A 20,825-nucleotide genomic window follows, 5' to 3' on the forward strand; every position below is an offset into this window, starting at 1 on the left:
CCTCGGCCGGCGGGGGCTGCGTCGTCGTGGCGCGGTGGAGCGGGGAGTGCAGGGGAGGCGCTCAGGCCTCCTGGTCGCAGCCCTGACGGATCTCGCGCTCCGGGTGGTCGCCGATGAGGTGGTCGGCGACGGCGTTGAGGACGCGGCCGACGGCCTGCAGGTCCTCGGCGCTGACCAGGTCCACGAGGTGTCCGCGGACGCCGGTGACGTGGGTCGGTGCGGCCTCGCGCAGCCTCGCCCAGCCGTCCGGCGTCAGCGAGGCGACGATGCCGCGGCCGTCCTCCGGCGACGTGCTCCGCTGCACCAGGCCCGCCTTCTCCATCCGGGCGATCGTGTGGGTGACACGGCTGCGGGAGTGGGCGAGCGAGTCCGCGAGGCGGGCCATGCGCATGCAGCCCTCGTCGGAGGCGGAGAGCCGGACCATGATCTCGTACTCGGCCAGCGAGAGGCCGTGCTCGTGCAGCTCGTCGTCCAGGCGGTCCATGAGCAGCTGCGTGCCCAGCACGAGCGCGCGCCAGGACGCCTGCTGGTCGTCGTCCAGCCAGCGGGTCTCCTCGGGCGAGGGGAGGTCCGGCACGACGCTCAGCGCCGGGCCACGGTCCGATCTGCTGCCTGCGCTCACACGGGGAAGTCTAGGGCGAGGCGGTTCCCCGACCGGGGCGCCCCGCGGGACGCCCCGGTGTGGGGCGGGCCTCAGGCCAGCCGCTCCAGGATGAGCGCCATGCCCTGCCCACCGCCCACGCACATGGTGATGAGGCCGGTGCTGCGGTCGTGCCAGTCGAGGCTGTTGAGCATCGTGGCCTGGAGGCGGGCGCCGGTCATCCCGAACGGGTGGCCGACGGCGATGGCGCCGCCGTTGACGTTGAGCCGGTCCAGGTCGATGCCGAGGTCCTGGTAGGAGGGGACGACCTGCGCGGCGAACGCCTCGTTGATCTCGACGAGGTCGATGTCGTCGATGGTCATGCCGGCGTGGCGCAGGGCCTGACGGGTGGCCTCCACGGGCCCGAGACCCATGATCTCGGGCGAGAGCCCGGAGACGCCGGTGGAGACGATCCGGGCGAGCGGCTGGAGCCCGAGCTCGGCCGCCCGGGTGTCCGACATGACGACCACCGCGGCGGCCCCGTCGTTCAGGCTGCAGCAGTTGCCGGCCGTCACCACGCCGTCGGGCCGGAAGACCGGCTGGAGGGTGCTGACGGCCTCGTAGGTGACGCCGGCGCGCGGCCCGTCGTCCGCGCTGACCACCGTGCCGTCCGGCAGCGTCAGCGGGGTGATCTCGCGGGCCCAGAAGCCGTCGGCCACGGCCTTCTCGGCGAGGTTCTGGCTGCGCACGCCGAACTCGTCCAGCTCACGACGGTCCAGGCCGCGCAGACGGGCGACGTTCTCGGCCGTCTGGCCCATCGCGATGTAGGCGTCGGGGAGCAGGCCGTCCTCGCGCGGGTCGTGCCAGTCGACGCCGCCCTGGGCCGCGGTGGCGGTGCGGGCCATGGCGTCGGCGAAGGCCGGGTTGTAGGTCGCCGGGTCGTCGCTGGTGCCGCGGCCGAACCGCGAGACCGTCTCCACGCCCGCCGAGACGAACACGTCCCCCTCACCGGCCTTGATCGCGTGGAAGGCCATGCGCGTGGTCTGCACCGAGGAGGAGCAGTAGCGGGTGACGGTGGCGCCCGGCACGTCGTCGAGACCGAGCTGGACGGCGACCACCCGGCCCATGTTGTGGCCGGACTCGCCTCCGGGCAGGCCGCAGCCGAGCAGCAGGTCGTCGATGGTGTGCGGGTCCAGCGCCGGGACCTTGTCCAGCGCCGCGCGCACGGCGGTGGCGGCGAGGTCGTCCGGACGCAGGTCCTTGAGCGAGCCCTTGCCCGCGCGGCCGATCGGCGTGCGGGCGGCGGAGACGATGACGGCCTCGGGCATGGGTGGCTCCTCGATGGGTCGTGGGCGGCCGCAGGGGGACGCGGCGCGTGGGACGGCGACACGCTACTCCCCGGTAGGTCCCCGGTGGGCGCTGCGTGCGGTGTCCCCGCGCCGGAACCCGGCTCGTGGCCGTCCGGCGTCTGCTGGCAGAGTGCGAGCCGTGCGTCACGTCTACGAGTGCCCCCTGCGCTGGGCCGACCTGGACCCCCTGGGTCACGTCAACAACGTGGTCTACGTCGACTACCTCCAGGAGGCCCGCGTCGACCTCATGCGGCGCCATGCCGTCAGGCCGGGGGAGGGCGACCTCGACGAGGCGCTCGTCGTGGTCCGCCACGACCTGCAGTTCGTCACGCCGCTGCTGTTCCGTATGCGGCCCGTGCGCATCGAGGTCTGGGTCGAGGAGATCCGCGCCGCGTCCTTCACGCTCGGCTACGAGATCGCCGACGTGCACGAGGACGGCACGCGCACCGTCTACCTGCGCGCCACCACCGTGCTCTCACCGTTCCGCTTCGACGCCGACCGCCCCCGCCGGCTCACTGCGGAGGAGAAGGACTCCCTGCGCGACTACCTCGAGCCCGTGCTGGGCGTGCCCGGCGGCGCCCTCGAGCGCGTCCGCTGGACCCCATCGGTGCACCTGCCCGAGGGCCGGTTCCCGCTGCACGTCCGGTTCAGCGACGTCGACGTCTACGGGCACGTCAACAACGTCAAGTACGTGGAGTACCTGCAGGAGTCGCGGATCGTCGTCCTCTCCCGGCTGTGGGGCGGGGACCTGGCGAGTGCCGGGGACGCCCAGGTCGTGGTGGCCCGGCTCGACGTCGACTACCGCGTCCCGCTCCTGCACCGCGGGCACACCTACGACGCGTGGTCGTGGGTGAGCCGGGTCGGGCGCACGTCCGTGGTCGTGGAGACGGAGTTCACCGACGGGGACGTCGTGTGCGCCCGCGCTCGGTGCGTGCTCGTCTTCTTCGACACCGAGACCCAGGCCTCGACCGTCCCCTCGCCCGAGCAGCTCGCCCCCCTCGTGGCGCTGCACGAGGCGTCGGTGGCGGCGCTGGACAGCGCCGGCTGACGGGCCGGGCCTGCGTCCGTCCGCCGGCTCAGGCGGGGCGGACCACCGCGGGAGCGTCCCGGAGCTTGCGCAGCCCACGGTGCCGGGCGACCCGGACGGCGGTGCTGCTGATCCCCAGCGCGGCCGCGGTCCCGGCGGTGTCGAGCCCGAGCACCTCCATGCACGTGAGCACCTCGCGCTCGCGGTCGGGCAGGTGCCGCAGGACCGAGAGGGCCCAGTCGAGGTCGGCCGACGCGGGCTCGGGACCCTGGACGGGCGTCGCCTCCGGCATCTCGTCGGTGGGCGAGGTGCGGCGACGCTGGCCCCGACGGTGCACGTTGAGCCCGACCCGACGGGCGACGCCGAAGAGCCACCCGGCGAAGTCGTCGTCGTCGCCCTTGAAGTCGCTGATCGTGCGCGCCGCCGTCAGCCAGGCTTCCGCCGCGACGTCCTCCGCGGCCACCGCGGCGTCGCCCGTGGGCCGGTTGTTGAGCCAGACCACCAAGCGTCCGTGGTGGCGGCGGTAGAGCTCACGCCACGCCGACGGGTCGCCGTCGGCGGCCTGCTGGACCAGGGTGCGTTCGCCCCGTTCCCCCCGAGTGATCGTCACCTGCGCCGATCATCCTGCCGTCGTGGTCAGGTCGCCGGTCGTCACGTCGTCCTGGGACGCCGAGGCGCCGTTGCCGTTCCCGTTGCCGCCCGCGTTCCCGTTGCCGTTCCCGTTGCCGCCGGCGTTGCTGCTGCCGTTCCCGTTGCCGCCGGCGTTGCTGTTGCCGTTCGCGTTCCCGGTGCCGTTGCTCGCGCCATTGCCGTTCGAGGAGGCGTTGCCGGCGTTCCCGTTGCCGTTGGCGGCACCGTTCCCGTTCGAGGCAGCGGCCCCGTTCCCGTTGCCGCCGGCGTTGCTGTTGCCGTTCGCGTTCCCGGTGCCGTTGCTCGCGCCGTTGCCGTTCGAGGAGGCGTTGCCGGTGTTGCCGTTGCCGTTGGCCGCGCCGGTGGAGTCGGGAGCGGAGGAGCCGCCCGTCGTCGGGTCGGTCCCGGTGTCGGTGGCCTCGTCGTCGTCCGTGCCGCTCTCGGCGTCCGTCGTGGACGTGGTCCGACCCTGGTCGCCCGTGCCGTGCTCGTCGGAGCCGGTCGCCGCCGCCCCGGCCGTGCCGGAGGCGGTGCTCCCGCTCGTGGGGCTGCCCGAGGCGCTGTCGGAGGCGCCGTCCGTCGAGGCGTCCGACGAGGCGTCCGTCGAGGTCTGGGCGTCGCCGGTGGCCTCGGCGCTGGCGTCGGCGGAGCCGGTGGCCCCGGCGGTCGGCGAGGAGCTCACCGAGGTCTCGCTGTGGCGGTGCCGCAGCTCCAGCGGGCTGGGGACGCCGGGCACGGCGCTGCCGACCCAGGCGAGGCCCGACACCGCGGTGACGGTGCCGGCGAGGACGAGCCCGACGCGCCAACCTGCGCGGGCACGGCTCGGCGGGGCACTCTCGCGGGCGACCTGCGCGAGCTGCTCGACGAACCACTCGGGCGGCTCGACGGGCGGGACGTCCACGTGCAGGGGGCCGCGCTCCGGCGTGCGGCGGGGGGCCTGGGGCATGGTGTGTGGTCTCCGTGGGGAAGGGGGCGATCGGCGCTCACCTGTCACCGGAGACGGCCAGCGTTACGCGTGGTGTCGATCTTCACAGATCCTGGGCGACGCTACCGCACCGGGCGGGCCCGCCGACGTCCTTCGACCCCTCGTCCCGGACCGCGCAGGGCGCGCGGGAGGAGCCGGTCAGCCGGGGGTGTTGATCATGAACTGGGCCGCGTGCTGCGCGTAGCCCCAGAACTGCGCGTCCTGGTCCGGCGTGAGGTCCACGCTGTCCAGGCCGGCGCGGAAGTGCAGCAGCCAGCGGTCGCGGGCCAGGGAGTCCACGGCGAAGGGTGCGTGCCGCATCCGCAGGCGCGGGTGGCCGCGCTCGTCCGAGTAGGTGGTCGGGCCGCCCCAGTACTGCATGAGGAACAGGGCCAGGCGCTCCTCGGCGGGGCCGAGGTCGGCCTCCGGGTACATGGGGCGCAGGACGTCGTCGGTCGCGATGCCCTCGTAGAAGCGGGCCACCACGGCGCGGATGGTCTGCTCCCCGCCGATCTCGTCGTAGAACGTCACGGCGTCCATTGTGCCGGGGTGTCCGGCGCCGCACTCGGTCGGGGGAGCGGCCCGTGAGCGGGACGTGGAAGAGTGGCGGTGCGGCCCAGCCGCCCGCCCGCGGACACGGACCGCGGGTGCGACCCCGAGTGACCCGCACAGGAGACAACGCGTATGCCCACGACCCGCCTCGCCACGACGACCTGGACCGGCAGCCTCATGGAGGGCTCCGGCTCGGTGGAGATGAAGTCCTCCGGCATCGGCACGTTCGACGTGTCCTGGCCCTCGCGCGCCGAGGAGCCCAACGGCCGGACCAGCCCCGAGGAGCTCATCGCGGCCGCCCACTCCAGCTGCTTCTCGATGGCCCTCTCCGCGGCCCTGTCGAAGGCCGGCACCCCGCCGACCACCCTCGAGACCTCCGCCGAGGTCGAGCTCACCCCGGGCACCGGCATCACCGGCATCGCCCTCACCGTCGTCGGCACCGTCGAGGGCATCTCGGAGGAGGACTTCGTCAAGGCCGCCGAGGGCGCCAAGGCGGGCTGCCCGGTCTCCCAGGCGCTGGCCGGCACCACCATCACGCTCACGGCCTCGCTGGCCTGAGCCGGGGCGCCCCGGCGCCCCACACGCACGACGGCCGCCGTCCGCCCCCAGGGGCGACGGCGGCCGTCGTGCGTCGCGGGCCGGGCTCAGTCGGTGGCCTCCCCAGCGGTGCGGGCCTCGGACGCCTGGAGCTCGGCGGAGTCGCGGGCCTCCTCGTTGCGGTGCCACACGACCCGCTGGGCGAACGGGATCTCGATGCCCTCCTCGTCGAAGCGGGCCTTGATCCGCTTGCGCAGCTGCCGCGCGATCGTCCAGTTCTGCAGTGGCGCGGTCTTGACCATGATCCGCAGGTCGATCGAGTCGGCGCCGAGGCCCTCGACGCCGGTCACCTCGGGCTCCTCGATCATCAGGTCGCGGAACTCCTCGTCGGCGTACAGCTCCGCGCCGATCTCGCGCAGCACCTCCAGGGAGCGGTCGACGTCGGACTCGTAGGCCACGCCGATGTCCACGACGGCGCGTGACCAGTTCTGGGACAGGTTCCCGACCCGCAGGATCTCGCCGTTGGGGACGTACCAGACGGTGCCGTCCAGCGACCGCAGCCGCGTGACGCGCAGGGTGACCGCCTCGACGGTGCCCGAGGCGTCCCCGACGTCGACCACGTCGCCGACGCCGAACTGGTCCTCGAAGATCATGAAGACGCCGGAGAAGAAGTCCTTCACCAACGACTGGGCGCCGAAGCCGACCGCGACGCCCACGATGCCCGCGCTGGCGATGATCGGCGCGATGTTCACGCCGATCTCGCTCAGGACCATGGTGCCGATGACGGCGATGAGGATGCCCGTGACGATGCTCTTCAGCAGCGAGCCCATGGTCTGGGCCCGCTGGACGCGGCGGGTGGCCGTGGCGACGTCGCGGGCCTGCGCCTGCTGCGCGGCCTTGCCGAAGCCGAACCGGGGGACCCGGTCGGGCAGGACGCCGTTCTGCGCCCCGGCGACCAACCGGTCGACCACGCGGTGCAGGAACCACCGGACGACCACGAAGACCACCAGCAGCAGCAGGATCGACAGCGGCTTCCCGACCAGCCACTCACCGACGTTCCCGGCGGTGGCGCTGCCGGTCCGGTCCTCGAGCCACGCGCACACGGCTGAGTCGTCGGAGCAGGCGGACAGGTGGAAGGACGAGACGTGGACAAGCATGGCGCCCAGTAAACAGAGGTGCGGTCACGGAGCCGAACCACCCGTCCGGTCCGCGCCTCGCGCGCCCTCGCGCGCACGCGCGCCCCGGTGGGGCGTGAGGAGGCCCTCACCCGGTATCCTCGTCGGCGTGACGACGCTGATCGCCCCCCTCGCCCGCCGTGCGGCGGCCGTGCTCGCCGTCCTCGGCGTGGCCGGCACCTCCGCTGTCCTGCTCGCCGGCCCGGCCTCGGCCGAGGTGCCGACCGGCTGGTCCGACCCCGCCCCGGTCGACCCGCTGCACGCCTTCCTCGTGATCCTGATCATCCCGGCGGCGATCGCCCTGGTGATCGCCGCGCTGGTGCTGGGCCCCGCCCTCGCCCGCGGTGAGCGCGTCCTCCCGGGTGCCGCCTCCGGCGACCACGAGTGGATCGGTGGCCCCGAGGTCGAGCCCGCGAAGCTGGGTGCCGGCAAGGCCGACGACGAGGCCGGCGGCACCAGTGCCCACTGGTGACCTGAACCTCACCGCCTCGCAGCGCGCCCACGTCGACGCGGCCATCCGGCACGCCGAGACGCTGAGCCGGGCGGAGTTCTCGGTCTACCTCGGCAACAGCGCCGACGACACCGCCGCGTTCGCGCGGTTGCTCCACCGCAACCTCACCCTGCCGGCGCGCAGCGTCCTGGTGCTCGTCGACCCGGTCCGCCGGGCGCTCGAGATCGTGGTCGGGTCGTGGGTGCGCCAGCGCATCACCGACACCGAGATCGAGGTCGCGGCGCTCCACCTGCGCACCGACCTCGCGGCCGGGGACGCCGCCGGCGGCCTCGTCCGCTGCGTGACGATGCTGGCCGAGCACGCCAAGCCCCAGCGCGTGCTCCACACCGCGACGCCCGAGGCGGACGAGCAGGCCTGAGGCCGCGCCGGCGCACTCGAGCGACAAGACCCCCGGGACCGTGTGGTCCCGGGGGTCTTCTCCTGTCCTGGCCCGGGTGTCGGGCGGCCGCGCCGCCGCCGGCCGGTGACCGGCGGCGGCGCGGGCTCGCTCAGGCCTGGGCGTCCCGCGCCTGGGCGGCGAGGGCGCGCTGGACGTCGGCCAGGCCCTCGCGGACGAAGCGGACGGCCGGCACCGGGGCGGTGGTGGTGGCCAGCCACTCCTGGACGCTCGCCTCGAGCTCGGGGGAGGCCAGCACCGTCGGGAAGGCGTAGTTGAGCGCCACCGAGGCGCGGTGCGTGCCCAGGTTCTCCCAGACGCTGCCGGCGACCTCGAGGTACTCGGCCACGTACGGCGCGAGGACGTCGTCCTGCCCGGCGCGCATGAAGGCCAGCACGATCGAGCGGGCCGTCTCGTTCGGCGTGGACGCGTCCAGCATGCCCGCGCGCCAGGCCTCCGCCTTGGCGGCGGCGTCCGGCTGCGAGGCCCGCGCGGCCGCGGCGTGCTCCTGGCCGGAGATCGTCGCGTCGGCGGCGAGCTCGTCGTCGATCCGGGTGCCGGCGCGGCCGGCGGCCGCGAGGGCGGTGACGAGCGACCAGCGCAGGTCCTGGTCGACGGCGAGGCCGTCGAGCGAGGGCGCGCCGTCCAGCAGGCTCTCGAGCGCCGCCAGCGACTCCTCGGAGCGAGCCGAGGCGGCCCAGGTGCGGACGAAGGTGAGCTGCGAGTCCGAGCCCGGCTCGGCGGCAAGGGCGAGGGCGTGCATCCCCTTCTCCCAGCGGGAGCGGACCTCCTCGCGGTGCTCGGGGGCCGTGTAGAGCGCGGCGGCTGTCGAGGCGGTGGACGGGATGCGGCTCACGCCCCAGGCGTCCGTCTCGGCGCCGATGTTCGCCAGGACCAGGTCGACGTAGTCGGTGGCCGCCATCTCGGCGTCCCGCGTCATGTCCCAGGCGGCGCCCCACACGAGCGCGCGGGCCAGGGAGTCGTCGAGCTTGGACAGGCCGGAGACAGCGGTGGCCAGCGAGCGCTCGTCGAGGCGGATCTTGGCGTAGGTGTGGTCGGAGTCGTTGAGGAGGAGCAGGTCGGGCTGCTTCTCGCCGACGAGCTCGGGCACCTCGGTGAGCGCGCCCTCGACGTCCGTCTCGACGTAGGTGCGGCGGACGAGGCGGCCGCCCACCTCGTCGTAGAGCCCGATGCCGATGCGGTGGCGACGCAGCGTCGGCCAGTCGGCGTGGGCGGTCTGGCGGACCGCGAGGCGCGAGTACGCGCCCTCGGCGTCCAGCTCGAACTCGGGGGCCAGCGTGTTGACGCCCGCGGTGCGCAGCCACTCCTCGGCCCAGCCGGCCAGCTCGCGGCCCGAGGCCTTCTCCAGCGCGGAGAGGAGGTCGGTGAACTCGGAGTTCCCGAACGCGTGGTCCTTGAAGTACTGGCGCAGGCCGGCCATGAAGTCGTCGATGCCGACCCAGGCCACCAGCTGCTTGAGCACCGACGCGCCCTTGGCGTAGGTGATCATGTCGAAGTTGACCTCGACGGCGTGCAGGTCGAAGTTGTCGGCCGCGATGGGGTGCGTGGAGGGCAGCTGGTCCTGGCGGTAGCCGGTCTGCTTGCGGGCGTTGGCGAAGCCCGTCCAGGAGTCGGTGTACTCGGTGGCCTCGACCTCGGCGTGGTAGCAGGCCCACTCGGCGAACGACTCGTTCAGCCAGAGGTCGTCCCACCACTTCATGGTCACGAGGTCGCCGAACCACATGTGGGCCATCTCGTGCAGGATCACCGAGCAGCGGAACTCGTAGAACGAGCGGGGCTGGCGGGAGCGGGGCAGGTACTCGTCGCGCAGGGTCACGCAGCCCGCGTTCTCCATCGCGCCCATGTTGTACTCCGGCACGTAGAGCTGGTCGTACTTGCCGAACGGGTAGGGGTAGTCGAAGGCCTCCTCGAAGAAGGCGAAGCCCTGGCGGGTGAGCTTCACCAGCTCCTCGGTGTCGAGGTAGGGGACGAGCGACTGCCGGCAGTAGTGGCCGAGCGGGATGGTGCCGTACTTGCCCTCGTAGACGTCCTGCACCTCGTGGTACTCGCCGGCGACGAGCGCGGTGATGTAGGTGGACATCCGCTGCGTCGGCGCGAAGGCGAAGAGGGCCTTGCCGTCGCCCAGCGGCTGCGGCGCGGGGGAGGGGGAGTTGGAGACGACCTTCCAGTCCTCGGGCGCCGTCACGTTGAACGTGAAGACCGACTTGAGGTCGGGCTGCTCGAAGGTGGTGAACACGCGGCGGGCGTCCGGCACCTCGAACTGGGAGTAGAGGTAGACACGGCCGTCGGCCGGGTCCACGAACCGGTGCAGGCCCTCGCCCGTGTGCGAGTAGGCGCAGTCGGCGCGGACGACGAGCGTGTTCTCGGCCTGGAGGCCGGTGAGCTCGAGCCGGTCGTCGACGTGGACGGTGCTCGGGTCGAGGCTCTCGCCGTTGAGGGTGATCTCGTGGACGACGGCCCCGACCAGGTCGGCGAACGTGCTGGCGCCGGGGGTCGTGGCGGTGAACGAGATCGTCGTGGTGGACGCGAAGGTCTTGTCGCCCGTCGTGAGGTCCAGGTCGATGGTGTACGACGTGACGTCCAGGAGGGCGGCTCGGGTGGCGGCCTCGTCCCGGGTGAGGTTGGTTCCAGGCATGCGGCGATCCTCTCACCGTCGTCCCCGGCGTCCACCCCGGGTGGAGGAGCGAGGACGCGGCGGCATGCCCGGGCGATCCTGACGGCCGTCCTCGTCGTCCTGTCACGGGAGGGACGGTTGTACTGTCCTGATCCCGCGTGGTGCCGATGTGACCAATGTGAAATTTTTGGATCATACGGCGTGTCGGTGCTTGACATCGGGTTACATGCTCCGCGTGCAACCCCCTCGACACCTTCTGGCTCCCCGCCTGTCGGCCGTGCTCGCGAGCGTGATCTCGCTGGTCACGGCCGCAGTGCTGCTGGCTGTCGGCGTCCAGACCGCCTCTCCGGCCTCGGCCACGACCACCTACCTCTGCACGGGGTACGTGGCGTGTGCACAGGCCGGCTACACCCATCACGGCTACAAGAAGGCCGGCTCCAAGATGTGGTGGCGCATGTACTCCGGCCACAACTGCACCAACTACGTGGCCTACATGATGGTGAAGTCCGGCGCCTCCAGCGAGCGACCGTGGACGGGCAGCGGCAACGCCTACAACTGGGGCGTCCAGCTCAGCGACATCACCGACAGCACCCCGCGCGTGGGTGCCGTGGCCTGGTACAAGGCCAACGGCGGCTGGGCAGGCTCCAGCGGCCACGTGGCCTACGTGGAGCAGGTGGTCTCCGCGACGGAGATCATCGTCTCCGAGGACAACTGGGGCGGCGACTTCGACTACCGGGTGGTGGAGAAGGGCACGAGCGGCTGGCCCGACGGCTTCATCCACGTCAACGACACCCCGCTCACCGTCGACACCGCGCCCACCGTGACCGCCACCCCGGCGGTCGGCCAGAAGATCACCGTCGACCCCGGCACGTACACGCCGGCCGCCGACGAGGTCTCGATCCAGTGGTACGCCGCGGGCAAGAAGATCGAGGGCGCCACCAGCGCCTCCTACAAGCCGACCACCGAGCAGTGGAAGAAGCGGCTGAGCGTGCGGGTCACCGCCAAGGCGAGCGGGTTCGCCCGCACCGTCACCGACACCGACAAGACGGTGGCGGTGCGCAAGGGCACGCTCGCGGTGAAGAACCAGCCCGTCGTCTCCGGCACCGCGCAGGTGGACGGCACCCTCACCACCACGACCGGCACCTACAGCCCGGCCGTGAGCGACAAGACGATCCACTGGTACGCGGACGGCACCCTCATCAAGGGGGAGACGTCGAAGAAGCTCGCGGTCACGCCGGAGCTCGTCGACACCAAGATCACCGCGAAGGTCACGGCCACCACGGAGGCGTACAAGGCCGAGAAGACCCTCACCACCTCGACCGCCAACGTCGCTCCCGGTGTCATCCGCCTCGGCAAGGACTACACGCTGAGCGGCACCAGCAGCGTCGGCGACAAGCTCGCGATCGGCGAGGGCGTCGTCGAGTGGCCGACCGACGCGACCGTCACCTACCAGTGGCTGCGCGGCGGGACCGCCTCCGGCGCCCGGGCCAGCACCTCCAGCGACGGTTCCGGTGCGAGCAACGACTCCCTCAGCTACCTGCTGGGCGCGAAGGACGTCGGCAAGACGATGGGCGTGCGCATCACCATCGCCCGCGCCGGCTACACCACGCGGACGGTGGACCTCGCCGCGACGTCCATCGTGACCACGACGCCGGTGCTCGACCTCACCGCCACCCCGAAGGTGACGACGAGGACGGTCAAGGTCGCCGGCACCAAGAAGACGAAGACCGTGGTGAAGCGGAAGGTGATCGTGCGCGTCGGGGTGACCGCCTACGGCCGCAGGACCGTCAACGGACGCGTGCGGGTAACGCTGACCCAGCCCGACGGCGAGCAGCAGGTCTCCACCGTGCGGCTCGTGGACGGGAAGCTCCGGCTCCCCGTCACCGACCTCCCGCGCGGTAAGCAGACCGTCCAGGTCGACTACCTCGGCACCACCGTCGTGACCGCCGGCTCCGCGCGCACCACCGTGCGGGTGCCTGCGAGCTGAGGCTGCCTGCTTCCTTCTGCTTCCTGCTTCTGCTGTGGCCCCTGTGGCTGCTGTGGCTCCTGCTGCTGCCGGCCGGTGGCTTCGGTCCTCGTGCCCACGAGGACCGAAGCCACCGGCCGGTGTGGTTGTGGGGCTGTGACCTGCGGTGATGCGGTGGCGTGGGTCGTGAGTCCGGCGTTGGGTCCTCGTGGGTGACGGGCGGGGTCGGCCGGCGGTCGGTGGGGCCGCGAGGCGGCTCGATCCGGGTGGCTGGGGGCGGCGGCCGGCTGTGGGGGCGTTCGGTCCTCGTGCCCACGAGGACCGAACGCAGCAGTCGGCGGCGGAGCAGGGCTGTCACCTGGGCTGATGTGGTGGTGGCGGTCGGCTGGGACGCGTTCGGTCCTCGTGGGTGACAGGCTCGGCCGGTCGGCGGTGGGTGGGGCCGCGAGGCGGCTCGATCCGGGTGGCTGGGGGCGGCGGCGGGCTGCGGGGGGCGTTCGGTCCTCGTGCCCACGAGGACCGAACGCAGCGGCCGGCCGGGGGCACAGGGCTGTCACCTGGGCTGATGTGGTGGCGGCGGTCGGCTGGGACGCGTTCGGTCCTCGTGGGTGACGGCCGGGGCGGTGTCGGTCCTCGTGTCGACGAGGACCGAACGCGGGCAGTGTGGCGGGGTCACGCCCAGTCAGCGGCAGCAGAGAGCGGCACGGAACACCCCGCCGCAGACGGAATACCCCGGGACGGCACGGACTTGTCGTGACCATGAGCGCTGACAAGGCCGACTTCTGGTTCGACCCCCTCTGTCCCTTCGCCTGGATCACCTCGCGATTCATCCTCGAGGTCGAGAAGGTGCGCGACATCGAGGTCGAGTGGCACATCATGAGCCTCGCGTACCTCAACCAGGACAAGGACCTCCCCGAGGACTACCGGGCCCACCTGGAGGGTGCCTGGGGCCCGGTCCGGATCGCCATGAAGGTCTCCCAGGAGCACGGCCAGGAGAAGCTCGCCGAGCTCTACACCGCCATGGGCACCCGCATCCACACCCAGGGTCGGGGGTGGAAGGACGTCGAGGTGCTGGCCGAGGCCCTCGCCGAGGTCGGCCTGCCCGCCGAGCTCGTGGACGCCCGCGACGACGAGAGCCTCGACGAGGCCATCGCCAAGAGCCACCACGAGGGCATGGACCAGGTGGGCACCGAGGTCGGCACCCCGACCATCGCCATCAACGGCACCGCGTTCTTCGGCCCGGTCATGACCGCCATCCCGAAGGGCGAGGAGGCCGGGAAGGTCTGGGACGGCGCGGTCGCGCTGGCCGGCTACCCGTACTTCTTCGAGCTCAAGCGGACCCGCACCGGGGACCTCGACTTCAGCTGACGCCCGCCTGCTGGCCGGCCCCGGGGCCGGCCCCCTGGTCGGCCCCGAGCCGACGGTCGAGGTCCGCCAGTCGGGCCTCGACCGCGGTCCGGTTCTCCGGCGTGGCGGCCGCCGCCAGCGACTCCAGCATTGACCGCAGCCGCCTCGGCACCTGCACGCTGTCGGCGCCCCAGTGGGCGATCTCCTCGACGGCGAGCCGGAGCCAGCCGTCCAGGCCGGGCTCGCGGGTCCGCACCCGGGCGACGCCCTCGTCGTCGACGTGCAGCCCCGAGACCGGCGGTGCCACCACGAGCGGCCGCAGCAGCTCGTGCAGGCGGTCGATCACCTGCACCGCGGTCGTCGGGTCGTTCACACCGGGGGAGAGCGCCTTGTCGGCGATGTCGACCAGCCGCCGCAGCCCGAAGCCGAGGTCCTGCTCCATCGAGCGCTCCCGGCCCAGGACGGCCCGCTTCCGCACCAGGGCGTCCAGCGCCTCGAGGTCCTCGGCCTCCACCGCCCCTCCCTCGCGCTCGCGGTGCACCAGCGCCAAGGGGTCACCGGCGACGACGAACGTGCCCAGGGGGTGCAGCACCTCCACCAGGACGCCGGCCCGGGCCGAGGCCGCCACGAGCTCGTCGAGGAGCAGCCCGTCGAGGTAGCCGCTGCAGTCGGCGGTGACGACGTGACCACGCGAGGACGGGTCGGGCGAGGACGGGCCGGGCGCCCAGTCCGGGGTGGTGCCGCCCGCGGCGTCACCCGCCCGGAGCACCGCGTCGACCAGCCGCCGGGTCTGCCGGGTGGTCTCCTCCAGCACCGCGTCCACGCCGACGGCCCCGGTCACGTGGTCGATGAACGCCAGGAACATCCCGAGCGCCGCGAGCACCCACAGGTAGGCCAGCGTGATCGCCAGCTGCGGCACGTCGTCCGAGCCCGAGCCCTCGAGCGAGCGCAGCACCGTGAGCGCGTAGACGAACGAGCCCGCGAACAGCCCGAGCGTGTGCTGCGTGGTCCGGTTCTCCAGGAACGAGCGCAGCACGCGGGGCGAGTACTGGCTCGACGCCAGCTGCAGCACGACCATCGTGTTCGAGAAGACCAGGCCGGTCACCGAGATCATCGCCCCGGCGATCGTCGAGAGCACCGATCGGGCGCCCTCGACGTCCCCGGGGAAGAGCCAGGGGACGCCGTCGGTGTCCAGCCGCGGCAGCTCCGGCGTCAGCAGCCCCAGCGCGAGCGCGAGGGCGCACCAGGCGCTGGGCAGCACCCAGAACGGGCGCAGCAGGACGCGGAGCAGGTGCCGGGCACGGCTGGGCAGCCCTCGGGTGGGCGGCGGGGCGACGGGGACGGCGCGGCCGTGCGTGGTGGAGCGGGTCACCTGTGTTCCCTACCCGGACCCGTGGGCCGGGCGGCACACCTGCCCGGGTCGGCCGCTCAGCAGCCGCCGGAAACGCCTCCCGTGGACGCTGCGGTCGCGGCCGTCACGGTCGCGGCGGTCGTGGCGGCGACCGCGGCACTGGTCGCCGCCGCCACGGCCGCCGAGGCGGCCGAGACGGCCCAGTCGCCTTCCACCAGGCCCTCGGACACGGCCTTGGCCCGCCGGCGCAGCTCGCGGTCGGAGACCCCGGGGGCGTCCACCAGGCGGTGGGCCCGGTCGGCGACGTGGAGGAGCGCCACCAGGGCGCCGGTCCGCAGGTCAGGGGTGCGGCCGTCCACGAGCACCTCGTGCAGCGTCCGGCGCAGCTCCTCCTCGTGCCGGGAGTCGACCTCGGGCCACCGGGTGCGCGGGAAGAGGCCGAGCACGCGCTCGTCGACCCGCTCCACCAGGCCCCGCTCCGCCAGCCGCTCCGCGAGGCGCGGCCGCAGCCCCTTGCTCAGCCGCGCCACGACGTCCTGAGGACGCCGTTCCTTCTCCGCGACGAGGCGGAACGCGTCGGCCAGCAGCGGGTCGGTCGGCGGCGGGGCGTCCGTCGGCCGGACGGCGTCCGTGCGCCAGACCCCCTCCCTGCGCTGCGCCTCGACGTGCTCGCCGAGCGCGAGGTCGACGAGGACGGCGCCGCCCAGGGCCAGGTCCGCGGTGGTGCTGACCGGCACGGTGCCCCGCTCCTGGTCGAGCAGCAGCAGGAGCAGGTCGTCCGCGAGGAGGGTGGTCATGGCCGTGGACGGTAGCCGGAAGGTAAAGGACCTGTCGCGCCTTCTAGGATCGCCCCATGAGCAGAGTCCTGTCCGCAGTCGCCTGGCCGTACGCCAACGGCCCGCGCCACATCGGCCACGTGGCCGGTTTCGGCGTGCCCTCCGACGTCTTCAGCCGGTACATGCGGATGGCCGGGCACGACGTGCTCATGGTGTCGGGCTCGGACGAGCACGGCACGCCCATCCTCATCGCCGCCGACGAGGCCGGGCTGACGCCGCAGCAGCTGGCCGACAAGAACCACCGGGTCATCGCCGAGGACCTGGCCGCGCTGGGCTGCAGCTACGACCTCTACACCCGCACGACGACGCGCAACCACCACGCCGTCGTCCAGGAGATGTTCACGGGCGTCTACGAGAACGGCTACTTCGTCGAGCAGACGACCTACGGCGCCATCTCGCCCTCGACCGGACGCACGCTGCCGGACCGCTACATCGAGGGCACCTGCCCGATCTGCAAGACCCCCGGCGCCCGCGGCGACCAGTGCGACGCGTGCGGCAACCAGCTCGACCCGGCCGACCTCATCGACCCGGTCTCCAAGATCAACGGCGAGACGCCGGAGTTCATCGAGACCCAGCACTTCTTCCTCGACCTCCCCGCGCTGGCTGAGGCGCTGACGGTGTGGCTGGACGAGCGGGCCGAGACCGGCCTGTGGCGGCCCAACGTCATCCGGTTCAGCCAGAACATCCTCAAGGAGATCCGTCCGCGCGCCATGACGCGCGACATCGACTGGGGCATCGCCGTCCCGCTGGACGGCTGGCGCGAGAACCCGACCAAGAAGCTCTACGTCTGGTTCGACGCCGTCATCGGCTACCTCTCGGCCTCCATCGAGTGGGCCCGCCGCACCGGGGACGCCGACGCGTGGCGCCAGTGGTGGAACCCTGCACCCGAGGGAGGGGAGGAGGCGCTGTCCTACTACTTCATGGGCAAGGACAACATCACGTTCCACAGCCAGATCTGGCCGGCGGAGCTGCTGGCCTACTCGGGCAAGGGCGACAAGGGCGGCACCGAGCACTCCCTGGGCGTGCTGAACCTGCCCACCGAGGTCGTCTCGAGCGAGTTCCTGACGATGGAGGGCAAGAAGTTCTCGTCCTCGAAGAAGATCGTCATCTACGTGCGCGACCTGCTGAGCCGCTACCAGCCGGACGCCTTCCGCTACTTCGTGGCCTCCGCGGGCCCGGAGAACCAGGACAGCGACTTCACCTGGTCGGAGTTCGTCCGCCGCACCAACGACGAGCTCGTCGCCGGCTGGGGCAACCTGGTCAACCGCACCGCGAACCTGATCGCCAAGAACTTCGGCGAGATCCCGGCCGCCGGGCCGCTCCAGCCCGAGGACGAGGCGGTGCTCGCCGCGGCGGAGGCCGCGTTCACCACCGTGGGCGACCTCATCGGCCGCCACCGGCAGAAGGCCGCGATCGGCGAGGCCATGCGGGCCGTCGGCGAGGTGAACAAGTACGTCTCCGACCTCGAGCCCTGGAAGATGAAGGGCGAGGACCAGCGCGAGCGTCTCGGCACCGTGCTGCACGTCGTCGCGCAGTGCGTGGCCGACCTCAACCTCGTCCTCGCGCCGTTCCTGCCGTTCAGCGCCAACGAGGTCGACAAGGCCTTCGGTGGCGCCGGCGGGATCGCGCCGATGCCGCAGATCGTCGAGGCGGACGACCTCGACGGGGGCGCCGGCTACCCGATCATCACCGGCGACTACACCACCGCGCCGTCCTGGCAGCGGCACCCGATCACCGTCGGGCAGCCCGTCGCCAAGCCGACGCCGGTCTTCCGCAAGCTCGACACCGCCGTCATCGACGAGGAGCTCGCCCGGCTGGGGAGCTGAGCAGCGCAGCTCGGAGCAGCGCACCTCGGAGCAGCGCACCTCGGAGCGGGGCCGGCGACGGCCCCGCTCGGTAGGGTCGCGGACGTGACGGCACAGATGTACCTGCCCGCGTTCGTGCTCAAGCAGCGCTTCGCGGCGACCGCGCACCGCTACGAGCTGGTCGAGCTGCGCCCCGACGGTTCCGAGGGGCGCAGCATGGGCATCGCGCAGCAGAAGCGGCTCGCCCTCAGGGAGCACGTCACCTTCTACTCCGACCAGGCGCGCACGCAGCCGGTCTTCTCCTTCACGGCCCGTCAGCGGCTCGACCTCGGGGCCGGCTACGACGTCCAGGACGCGTCGGGCCGGCCGCTCGGCTACTTCAAGAAGGACTTCGGGGCCAGCCTCCTGCGCACCACCTACCAGCTCGAGGGCGCCGGGGTCCGGGGGACCGGCACCGAGCGCAGCCAGGCCCTCGCGCTGCTGCGTCGCGTCCTGCCCCTGCCGCTGCCGATCCACTTCGACTTCACCAGCGCCGAGGGCACCCCGCTCCTGCACGTCGACCGCACGCTCACGCTGCGCGACCGCTACGTCGTCCGCGTGCCCGACGACCGGCTCGACTTCCGCGTGGCCGCCGCCATGGCGGTCGGGCTCGACGCGCTGCTCCAGCGCTGAGCGGCCCGCGACGTCCCGCCCCCACCCCGGCCACCACCCGCACACCCGCACCCAGACCAGGAGACACCGTGCTGCACCCCCAGGCCCGCGCCGCCGTCGAGGCCTACGCCCACGAGCCCAAGGTCTACGCGCAGGGCTACGACGTGGCGGACGCGCGCGAGGCGGCCCGCCGCGCGGCGGCCGGGCAGCCGCGGGAGGCGGTGGCCGAGGTGCGCGACCTGGACGCCGCGGGCGTGCCGTGCCGCCTGTACCGGCCCGAGGGCTCCCTGCCCGGGGTCGTCGTGCACCTGCACGGCGGCGGGTTCGTGTTCAACGACGTCGAGGTGCACGACGCGGCGGTGCGGCGCCTGGCCAACCGGCTCGGCCACGCCGTGCTCAGCGTCGACTACCGGCGTCCGCCCGAGCACCGCTTCCCCGCGGCGCCGGACGACGTCAGCACCGTGCTCGCCTGGCTGGCCGCGCACGGTGACGCCGAGGGCCTGGGCGGCCCCGTGGCCGCGCACGGCGACTCCGCCGGCGGCAACCTGGCGCTGGTCGCGGCGCTCCGGCACCCCGGCGCACTGGTCGGCCTCGCGCTCACCTACCCGTACCTCGACCCGGAGTGCGCCGGCGCCAGCCACCGCACGGCCGCGGACGGCTTCGACGAGGCCGAGGCCCGCTGGTACTGGGAGCAGTACGCGGCCTCCGAGGAGGACCTGCGCCACCCCGACCTGGCGCCGCTGCGCTCGGAGTCGCTGCACACGCTCCCGCCCACCCTGGTCACCACCGCCGAGCACGACCCGCTGCGCGACGAGGGGGAGCTCCTGGTCACCCGGCTGGCGGAGGCGGGCGTGGCGGTGACGGGCACGCGGTACCTGGGCCAGGTCCACGGCTACTGGCGGCACTGGGACGTCTTCGACGCCGCCGCGCCGCACACCGCCGCGATCGCCGGGTTCCTCGCCGAGCAGCTGCGGGGCCCGCGCGCCCTGGTCTGACGCCGGACGGCGGACGGCGGACGCCGGAGCCCTGACACCTGACGGGCTGCGGGGGAGGGGCCGCACCGGGTGAGCGGCGTCGCACCGGGGATGGGAGGATCGTGGCCATGCGCGTGCACCTGGGTTCCGACCACGCCGGCCTCGACCTCAAGAACCACCTCGTCGACTGGCTCACCGAGCACGGTTACGAGCCGGTCGACCACGGCCCGTTCGTCTACGACGCCCTCGACGACTACCCGGTCTTCTGCCTGCGGGCGGCCGAGGGCGTGAAGAAGGACCGCGACGCCGGCCTCGACAGCCTGGGCGTCGTCATCGGCGGCTCCGGCAACGGCGAGCAGATCGCGGCCAACAAGGTCGAGGGCATCCGCTGCGCCCTGGCCTGGAGCGAGGACACCGCCAAGCTGGCCCGCCAGCACAACGACGCGCAGGTCGTCTCCGTCGGTGGCCGGATGCACTCGCTCTCCGACATGACCCGCTTCGTCGAGCTGTTCCTGGCCGAGCCCTTCAGCGAGGACGAGCGCCACGCCCGCCGCATCGGCCAGCTCAGCGTCTACGACGCCGACGGGACCCTCCCGCCGCTGCCGGAGTCCGCGCAGGGCCTCGGCCCCGACGCCTGAGCCGGGGGACCACCCCGACGTGCCCGAGGGCCACACCCTCCACCGCCTCGCGCTCGACCTCACCGACGCCTTCGCCGGGCGCACCGTCGCCGCCTCCAGCCCGCAGGGGCGCTTCGAGGACGGCGCGGGCCTGCTCGACGGACGCGTGCTGGTCGGCGCCGACGCATGGGGCAAGCACCTGTTCTGCTCCTTCGAGGGCACCGAGCTGCGCCTGCACGTGCACCTCGGCCTCTACGGCAAGCTGGCGATCCGTCACGCGGACGACCTGCCCGGCCCCGTCGGTCAGGTGCGGCTGCGGCTCGTCGCGGGGCCGTCGGCGGACGGCGTCCTGACCTGGGCGGACCTGCGCGGTGCCACGGCCTGCGAGCTGCTCACGCCCGAGGAGCACGCGTCGCTGGTCGCCCGGCTGGGGCCCGACCCCCTGCGCGAGGACGCCGAGCCGGAGCGCGCCTGGGACCGGATCGGACGGAGCCGGACCTCGATCGCCGCCCTGCTCATGCAGCAGGACGTGGTGGCCGGCATCGGCAACGTCTACCGGGCGGAGCTGCTGTTCCGGCACCGGATCGACCCGTTCCGGGAGGGCCGCAGCCTGCGCCCCGGTCGCTGGAGCGAGATGTGGGGCGACCTCGTCGACCTGATGGCGCTCGGCGTCGAGAAGAACCGCATCGAGACGGTGCGCCCCGAGCACGAGGACGCCGCGCGGGAGGCCGCCCGGCTCTACGAGGGCGGTCGCCGGCGGCGCAGCGGGCTCTCCTACGTCTACCGGCGCGCCGACCAGCCCTGTCTAGTCTGCTCGGCCAAGGTGAGGACGATCGAGCTCGCAGGCAGGAACCTCTTCTGGTGCCCCCGCTGCCAGCGTAGGTTCGTCCCGCGCGGCAGCTGACCCGTCCCGCCCCGCAGCAGCCCCAGACAGCCACCCGC

20 protein-coding genes are annotated in these 20,825 nt (G+C 73.0%); 11 read left to right on the forward strand and 9 right to left on the reverse strand.

Features of this window, described 5'->3' with window-relative positions; all coding sequences use genetic code 11:
- Positions 1 to 61: 61 nt before the first annotated feature.
- A complete protein-coding gene (locus E8D37_RS12580; protein ID WP_346763591.1) occupies positions 62 to 622 on the reverse strand; it encodes a MarR family transcriptional regulator in 561 nt (186 codons plus the stop codon).
- Positions 623 to 693: 71 nt separating this feature from the next.
- Positions 694 to 1,908 (reverse strand): acetyl-CoA C-acetyltransferase, encoded by a 1,215-nt coding sequence (locus tag E8D37_RS12585; RefSeq protein ID WP_136570152.1) that lies wholly within the window; start codon positions 1,906 to 1,908, stop codon positions 694 to 696.
- 160 nt (positions 1,909 to 2,068) lie between these two features.
- Between E8D37_RS12585 and E8D37_RS12590 the strand changes: the two genes are divergently transcribed.
- Positions 2,069 to 2,977, forward strand: coding sequence for a thioesterase family protein (locus E8D37_RS12590; protein WP_136570153.1), 909 nt, complete (start codon positions 2,069 to 2,071; stop codon positions 2,975 to 2,977).
- A 28-nt stretch (positions 2,978 to 3,005) separates the two neighbouring features.
- Here the strand turns inward: E8D37_RS12590 and E8D37_RS12595 are convergent, their stop codons facing one another.
- The 3 genes from E8D37_RS12595 to E8D37_RS12605 all read right to left on the reverse strand — a co-directional run bounded on the left by E8D37_RS12595 (position 3,006) and on the right by E8D37_RS12605 (position 5,090).
- Positions 3,006 to 3,566, reverse strand: a complete 561-nt coding sequence (locus E8D37_RS12595) for a sigma-70 family RNA polymerase sigma factor (protein WP_136570154.1) — start codon at positions 3,564 to 3,566, stop codon at positions 3,006 to 3,008.
- A gap of 9 nt (positions 3,567 to 3,575) precedes the next feature.
- Positions 3,576 to 4,532 (reverse strand): hypothetical protein, encoded by a 957-nt coding sequence (locus E8D37_RS12600; RefSeq protein WP_136570155.1) that lies wholly within the window; start codon positions 4,530 to 4,532, stop codon positions 3,576 to 3,578.
- A gap of 177 nt (positions 4,533 to 4,709) precedes the next feature.
- Complete coding sequence (locus tag E8D37_RS12605; RefSeq protein ID WP_136570156.1) at positions 4,710 to 5,090, reverse strand: globin; 381 nt, start codon at positions 5,088 to 5,090, stop codon at positions 4,710 to 4,712.
- 144 nt (positions 5,091 to 5,234) lie between these two features.
- Here E8D37_RS12605 and E8D37_RS12610 point away from each other — a divergent pair, with 144 nt between their 5' ends.
- Positions 5,235 to 5,660 carry an OsmC family peroxiredoxin gene (locus E8D37_RS12610; protein WP_136570157.1) on the forward strand — a complete coding sequence of 142 codons (426 nt, stop codon included), beginning with the start codon at positions 5,235 to 5,237 and terminating at the stop codon, positions 5,658 to 5,660.
- 86 nt (positions 5,661 to 5,746) lie between these two features.
- On the opposite strand, the gene E8D37_RS12615 is transcribed toward E8D37_RS12610, so the two are convergent.
- Positions 5,747 to 6,796 (reverse strand): mechanosensitive ion channel family protein, encoded by a 1,050-nt coding sequence (locus E8D37_RS12615; RefSeq protein ID WP_136570158.1) that lies wholly within the window; start codon positions 6,794 to 6,796, stop codon positions 5,747 to 5,749.
- 127 nt (positions 6,797 to 6,923) lie between these two features.
- Between E8D37_RS12615 and E8D37_RS19890 the strand changes: the two genes are divergently transcribed.
- Positions 6,924 to 7,286 (forward strand): hypothetical protein, encoded by a 363-nt coding sequence (locus E8D37_RS19890; protein WP_168929746.1) that lies wholly within the window; start codon positions 6,924 to 6,926, stop codon positions 7,284 to 7,286.
- Complete coding sequence (locus E8D37_RS12620) at positions 7,273 to 7,683, forward strand: DUF5130 family protein (protein WP_168929747.1); 411 nt, start codon at positions 7,273 to 7,275, stop codon at positions 7,681 to 7,683. Before E8D37_RS19890 ends, E8D37_RS12620 begins: the two co-directional genes overlap by 14 nt.
- 130 nt (positions 7,684 to 7,813) lie before the next feature.
- Here the strand turns inward: E8D37_RS12620 and pepN are convergent, their stop codons facing one another.
- Entirely contained in the window at positions 7,814 to 10,357 is a 2,544-nt protein-coding gene (pepN, locus tag E8D37_RS12625) for an aminopeptidase N (protein ID WP_136570160.1), read from the reverse strand.
- A 256-nt stretch (positions 10,358 to 10,613) separates the two neighbouring features.
- Here pepN and E8D37_RS12630 point away from each other — a divergent pair, with 256 nt between their 5' ends.
- Entirely contained in the window at positions 10,614 to 12,323 is a 1,710-nt protein-coding gene (locus E8D37_RS12630) for a CHAP domain-containing protein (RefSeq protein ID WP_168929748.1), read from the forward strand.
- Positions 12,324 to 13,061: 738 nt separating this feature from the next.
- A complete protein-coding gene (locus tag E8D37_RS12635; RefSeq protein WP_136570502.1) occupies positions 13,062 to 13,670 on the forward strand; it encodes a DsbA family protein in 609 nt (202 codons plus the stop codon).
- On the opposite strand, the gene E8D37_RS12640 is transcribed toward E8D37_RS12635, so the two are convergent.
- Together E8D37_RS12640 and E8D37_RS12645 are read right to left on the reverse strand one after the other, a co-directional pair.
- Entirely contained in the window at positions 13,663 to 15,021 is a 1,359-nt protein-coding gene (locus E8D37_RS12640) for a DUF2254 domain-containing protein (protein WP_136570162.1), read from the reverse strand. The two genes, E8D37_RS12635 and E8D37_RS12640, sit on opposite strands and share 8 nt — an antisense overlap.
- A gap of 56 nt (positions 15,022 to 15,077) precedes the next feature.
- Positions 15,078 to 15,797, reverse strand: coding sequence for a GPP34 family phosphoprotein (locus E8D37_RS12645; protein WP_136570163.1), 720 nt, complete (start codon positions 15,795 to 15,797; stop codon positions 15,078 to 15,080).
- Positions 15,798 to 15,853: 56 nt separating this feature from the next.
- Here E8D37_RS12645 and metG point away from each other — a divergent pair, with 56 nt between their 5' ends.
- The 5 genes from metG to E8D37_RS12670 all read left to right on the forward strand — a co-directional run bounded on the left by metG (position 15,854) and on the right by E8D37_RS12670 (position 20,787).
- Positions 15,854 to 17,662 carry a methionine--tRNA ligase gene (gene metG, locus E8D37_RS12650; protein ID WP_136570164.1) on the forward strand — a complete coding sequence of 603 codons (1,809 nt, stop codon included), beginning with the start codon at positions 15,854 to 15,856 and terminating at the stop codon, positions 17,660 to 17,662.
- Positions 17,663 to 17,746: 84 nt separating this feature from the next.
- Positions 17,747 to 18,313: a hypothetical protein gene (locus tag E8D37_RS12655; protein ID WP_240770393.1), complete on the forward strand. Its 567-nt coding sequence runs from the start codon at positions 17,747 to 17,749 to the stop codon at positions 18,311 to 18,313.
- Positions 18,314 to 18,381: 68 nt separating this feature from the next.
- Positions 18,382 to 19,287: an alpha/beta hydrolase gene (locus tag E8D37_RS12660; protein WP_136570165.1), complete on the forward strand. Its 906-nt coding sequence runs from the start codon at positions 18,382 to 18,384 to the stop codon at positions 19,285 to 19,287.
- Positions 19,288 to 19,394: 107 nt separating this feature from the next.
- Positions 19,395 to 19,904, forward strand: a complete 510-nt coding sequence (locus E8D37_RS12665) for a ribose-5-phosphate isomerase (protein ID WP_136570166.1) — start codon at positions 19,395 to 19,397, stop codon at positions 19,902 to 19,904.
- Positions 19,905 to 19,923: 19 nt separating this feature from the next.
- Positions 19,924 to 20,787, forward strand: a complete 864-nt coding sequence (locus tag E8D37_RS12670) for a DNA-formamidopyrimidine glycosylase family protein (protein WP_136570167.1) — start codon at positions 19,924 to 19,926, stop codon at positions 20,785 to 20,787.
- The last annotated feature ends 38 nt before the right edge of the window (positions 20,788 to 20,825 follow it).

Source organism: Nocardioides sp. GY 10127 (genome assembly GCF_004919085.1).
Lineage (GTDB): Bacteria > Actinomycetota > Actinomycetes > Propionibacteriales > Nocardioidaceae > Nocardioides.

Bases quoted from the DNA above. Each gene is read 5' to 3' on its own strand.
- E8D37_RS12585 (WP_136570152.1), bottom strand. From the start codon at position 1,908: ATGCCCGAGGCCGTCATCGTCTCCGCCGCCCGCACGCCGATCGGCCGC.
- E8D37_RS12600 (WP_136570155.1), bottom strand. From the start codon at position 4,532: ATGCCCCAGGCCCCCCGCCGCACGCCGGAGCGCGGCCCCCTGCACGTG.
- E8D37_RS12605 (WP_136570156.1), bottom strand. From the start codon at position 5,090: ATGGACGCCGTGACGTTCTACGACGAGATCGGCGGGGAGCAGACCATC.
- E8D37_RS12610 (WP_136570157.1), top strand. From the start codon at position 5,235: ATGCCCACGACCCGCCTCGCCACGACGACCTGGACCGGCAGCCTCATG.
- E8D37_RS12615 (WP_136570158.1), bottom strand. From the start codon at position 6,796: ATGCTTGTCCACGTCTCGTCCTTCCACCTGTCCGCCTGCTCCGACGAC.
- pepN (WP_136570160.1), bottom strand. From the start codon at position 10,357: ATGCCTGGAACCAACCTCACCCGGGACGAGGCCGCCACCCGAGCCGCC.
- E8D37_RS12635 (WP_136570502.1), top strand. From the start codon at position 13,062: ATGAGCGCTGACAAGGCCGACTTCTGGTTCGACCCCCTCTGTCCCTTC.
- E8D37_RS12645 (WP_136570163.1), bottom strand. From the start codon at position 15,797: ATGACCACCCTCCTCGCGGACGACCTGCTCCTGCTGCTGCTCGACCAG.
- metG (WP_136570164.1), top strand. From the start codon at position 15,854: ATGAGCAGAGTCCTGTCCGCAGTCGCCTGGCCGTACGCCAACGGCCCG.
- E8D37_RS12665 (WP_136570166.1), top strand. From the start codon at position 19,395: ATGCGCGTGCACCTGGGTTCCGACCACGCCGGCCTCGACCTCAAGAAC.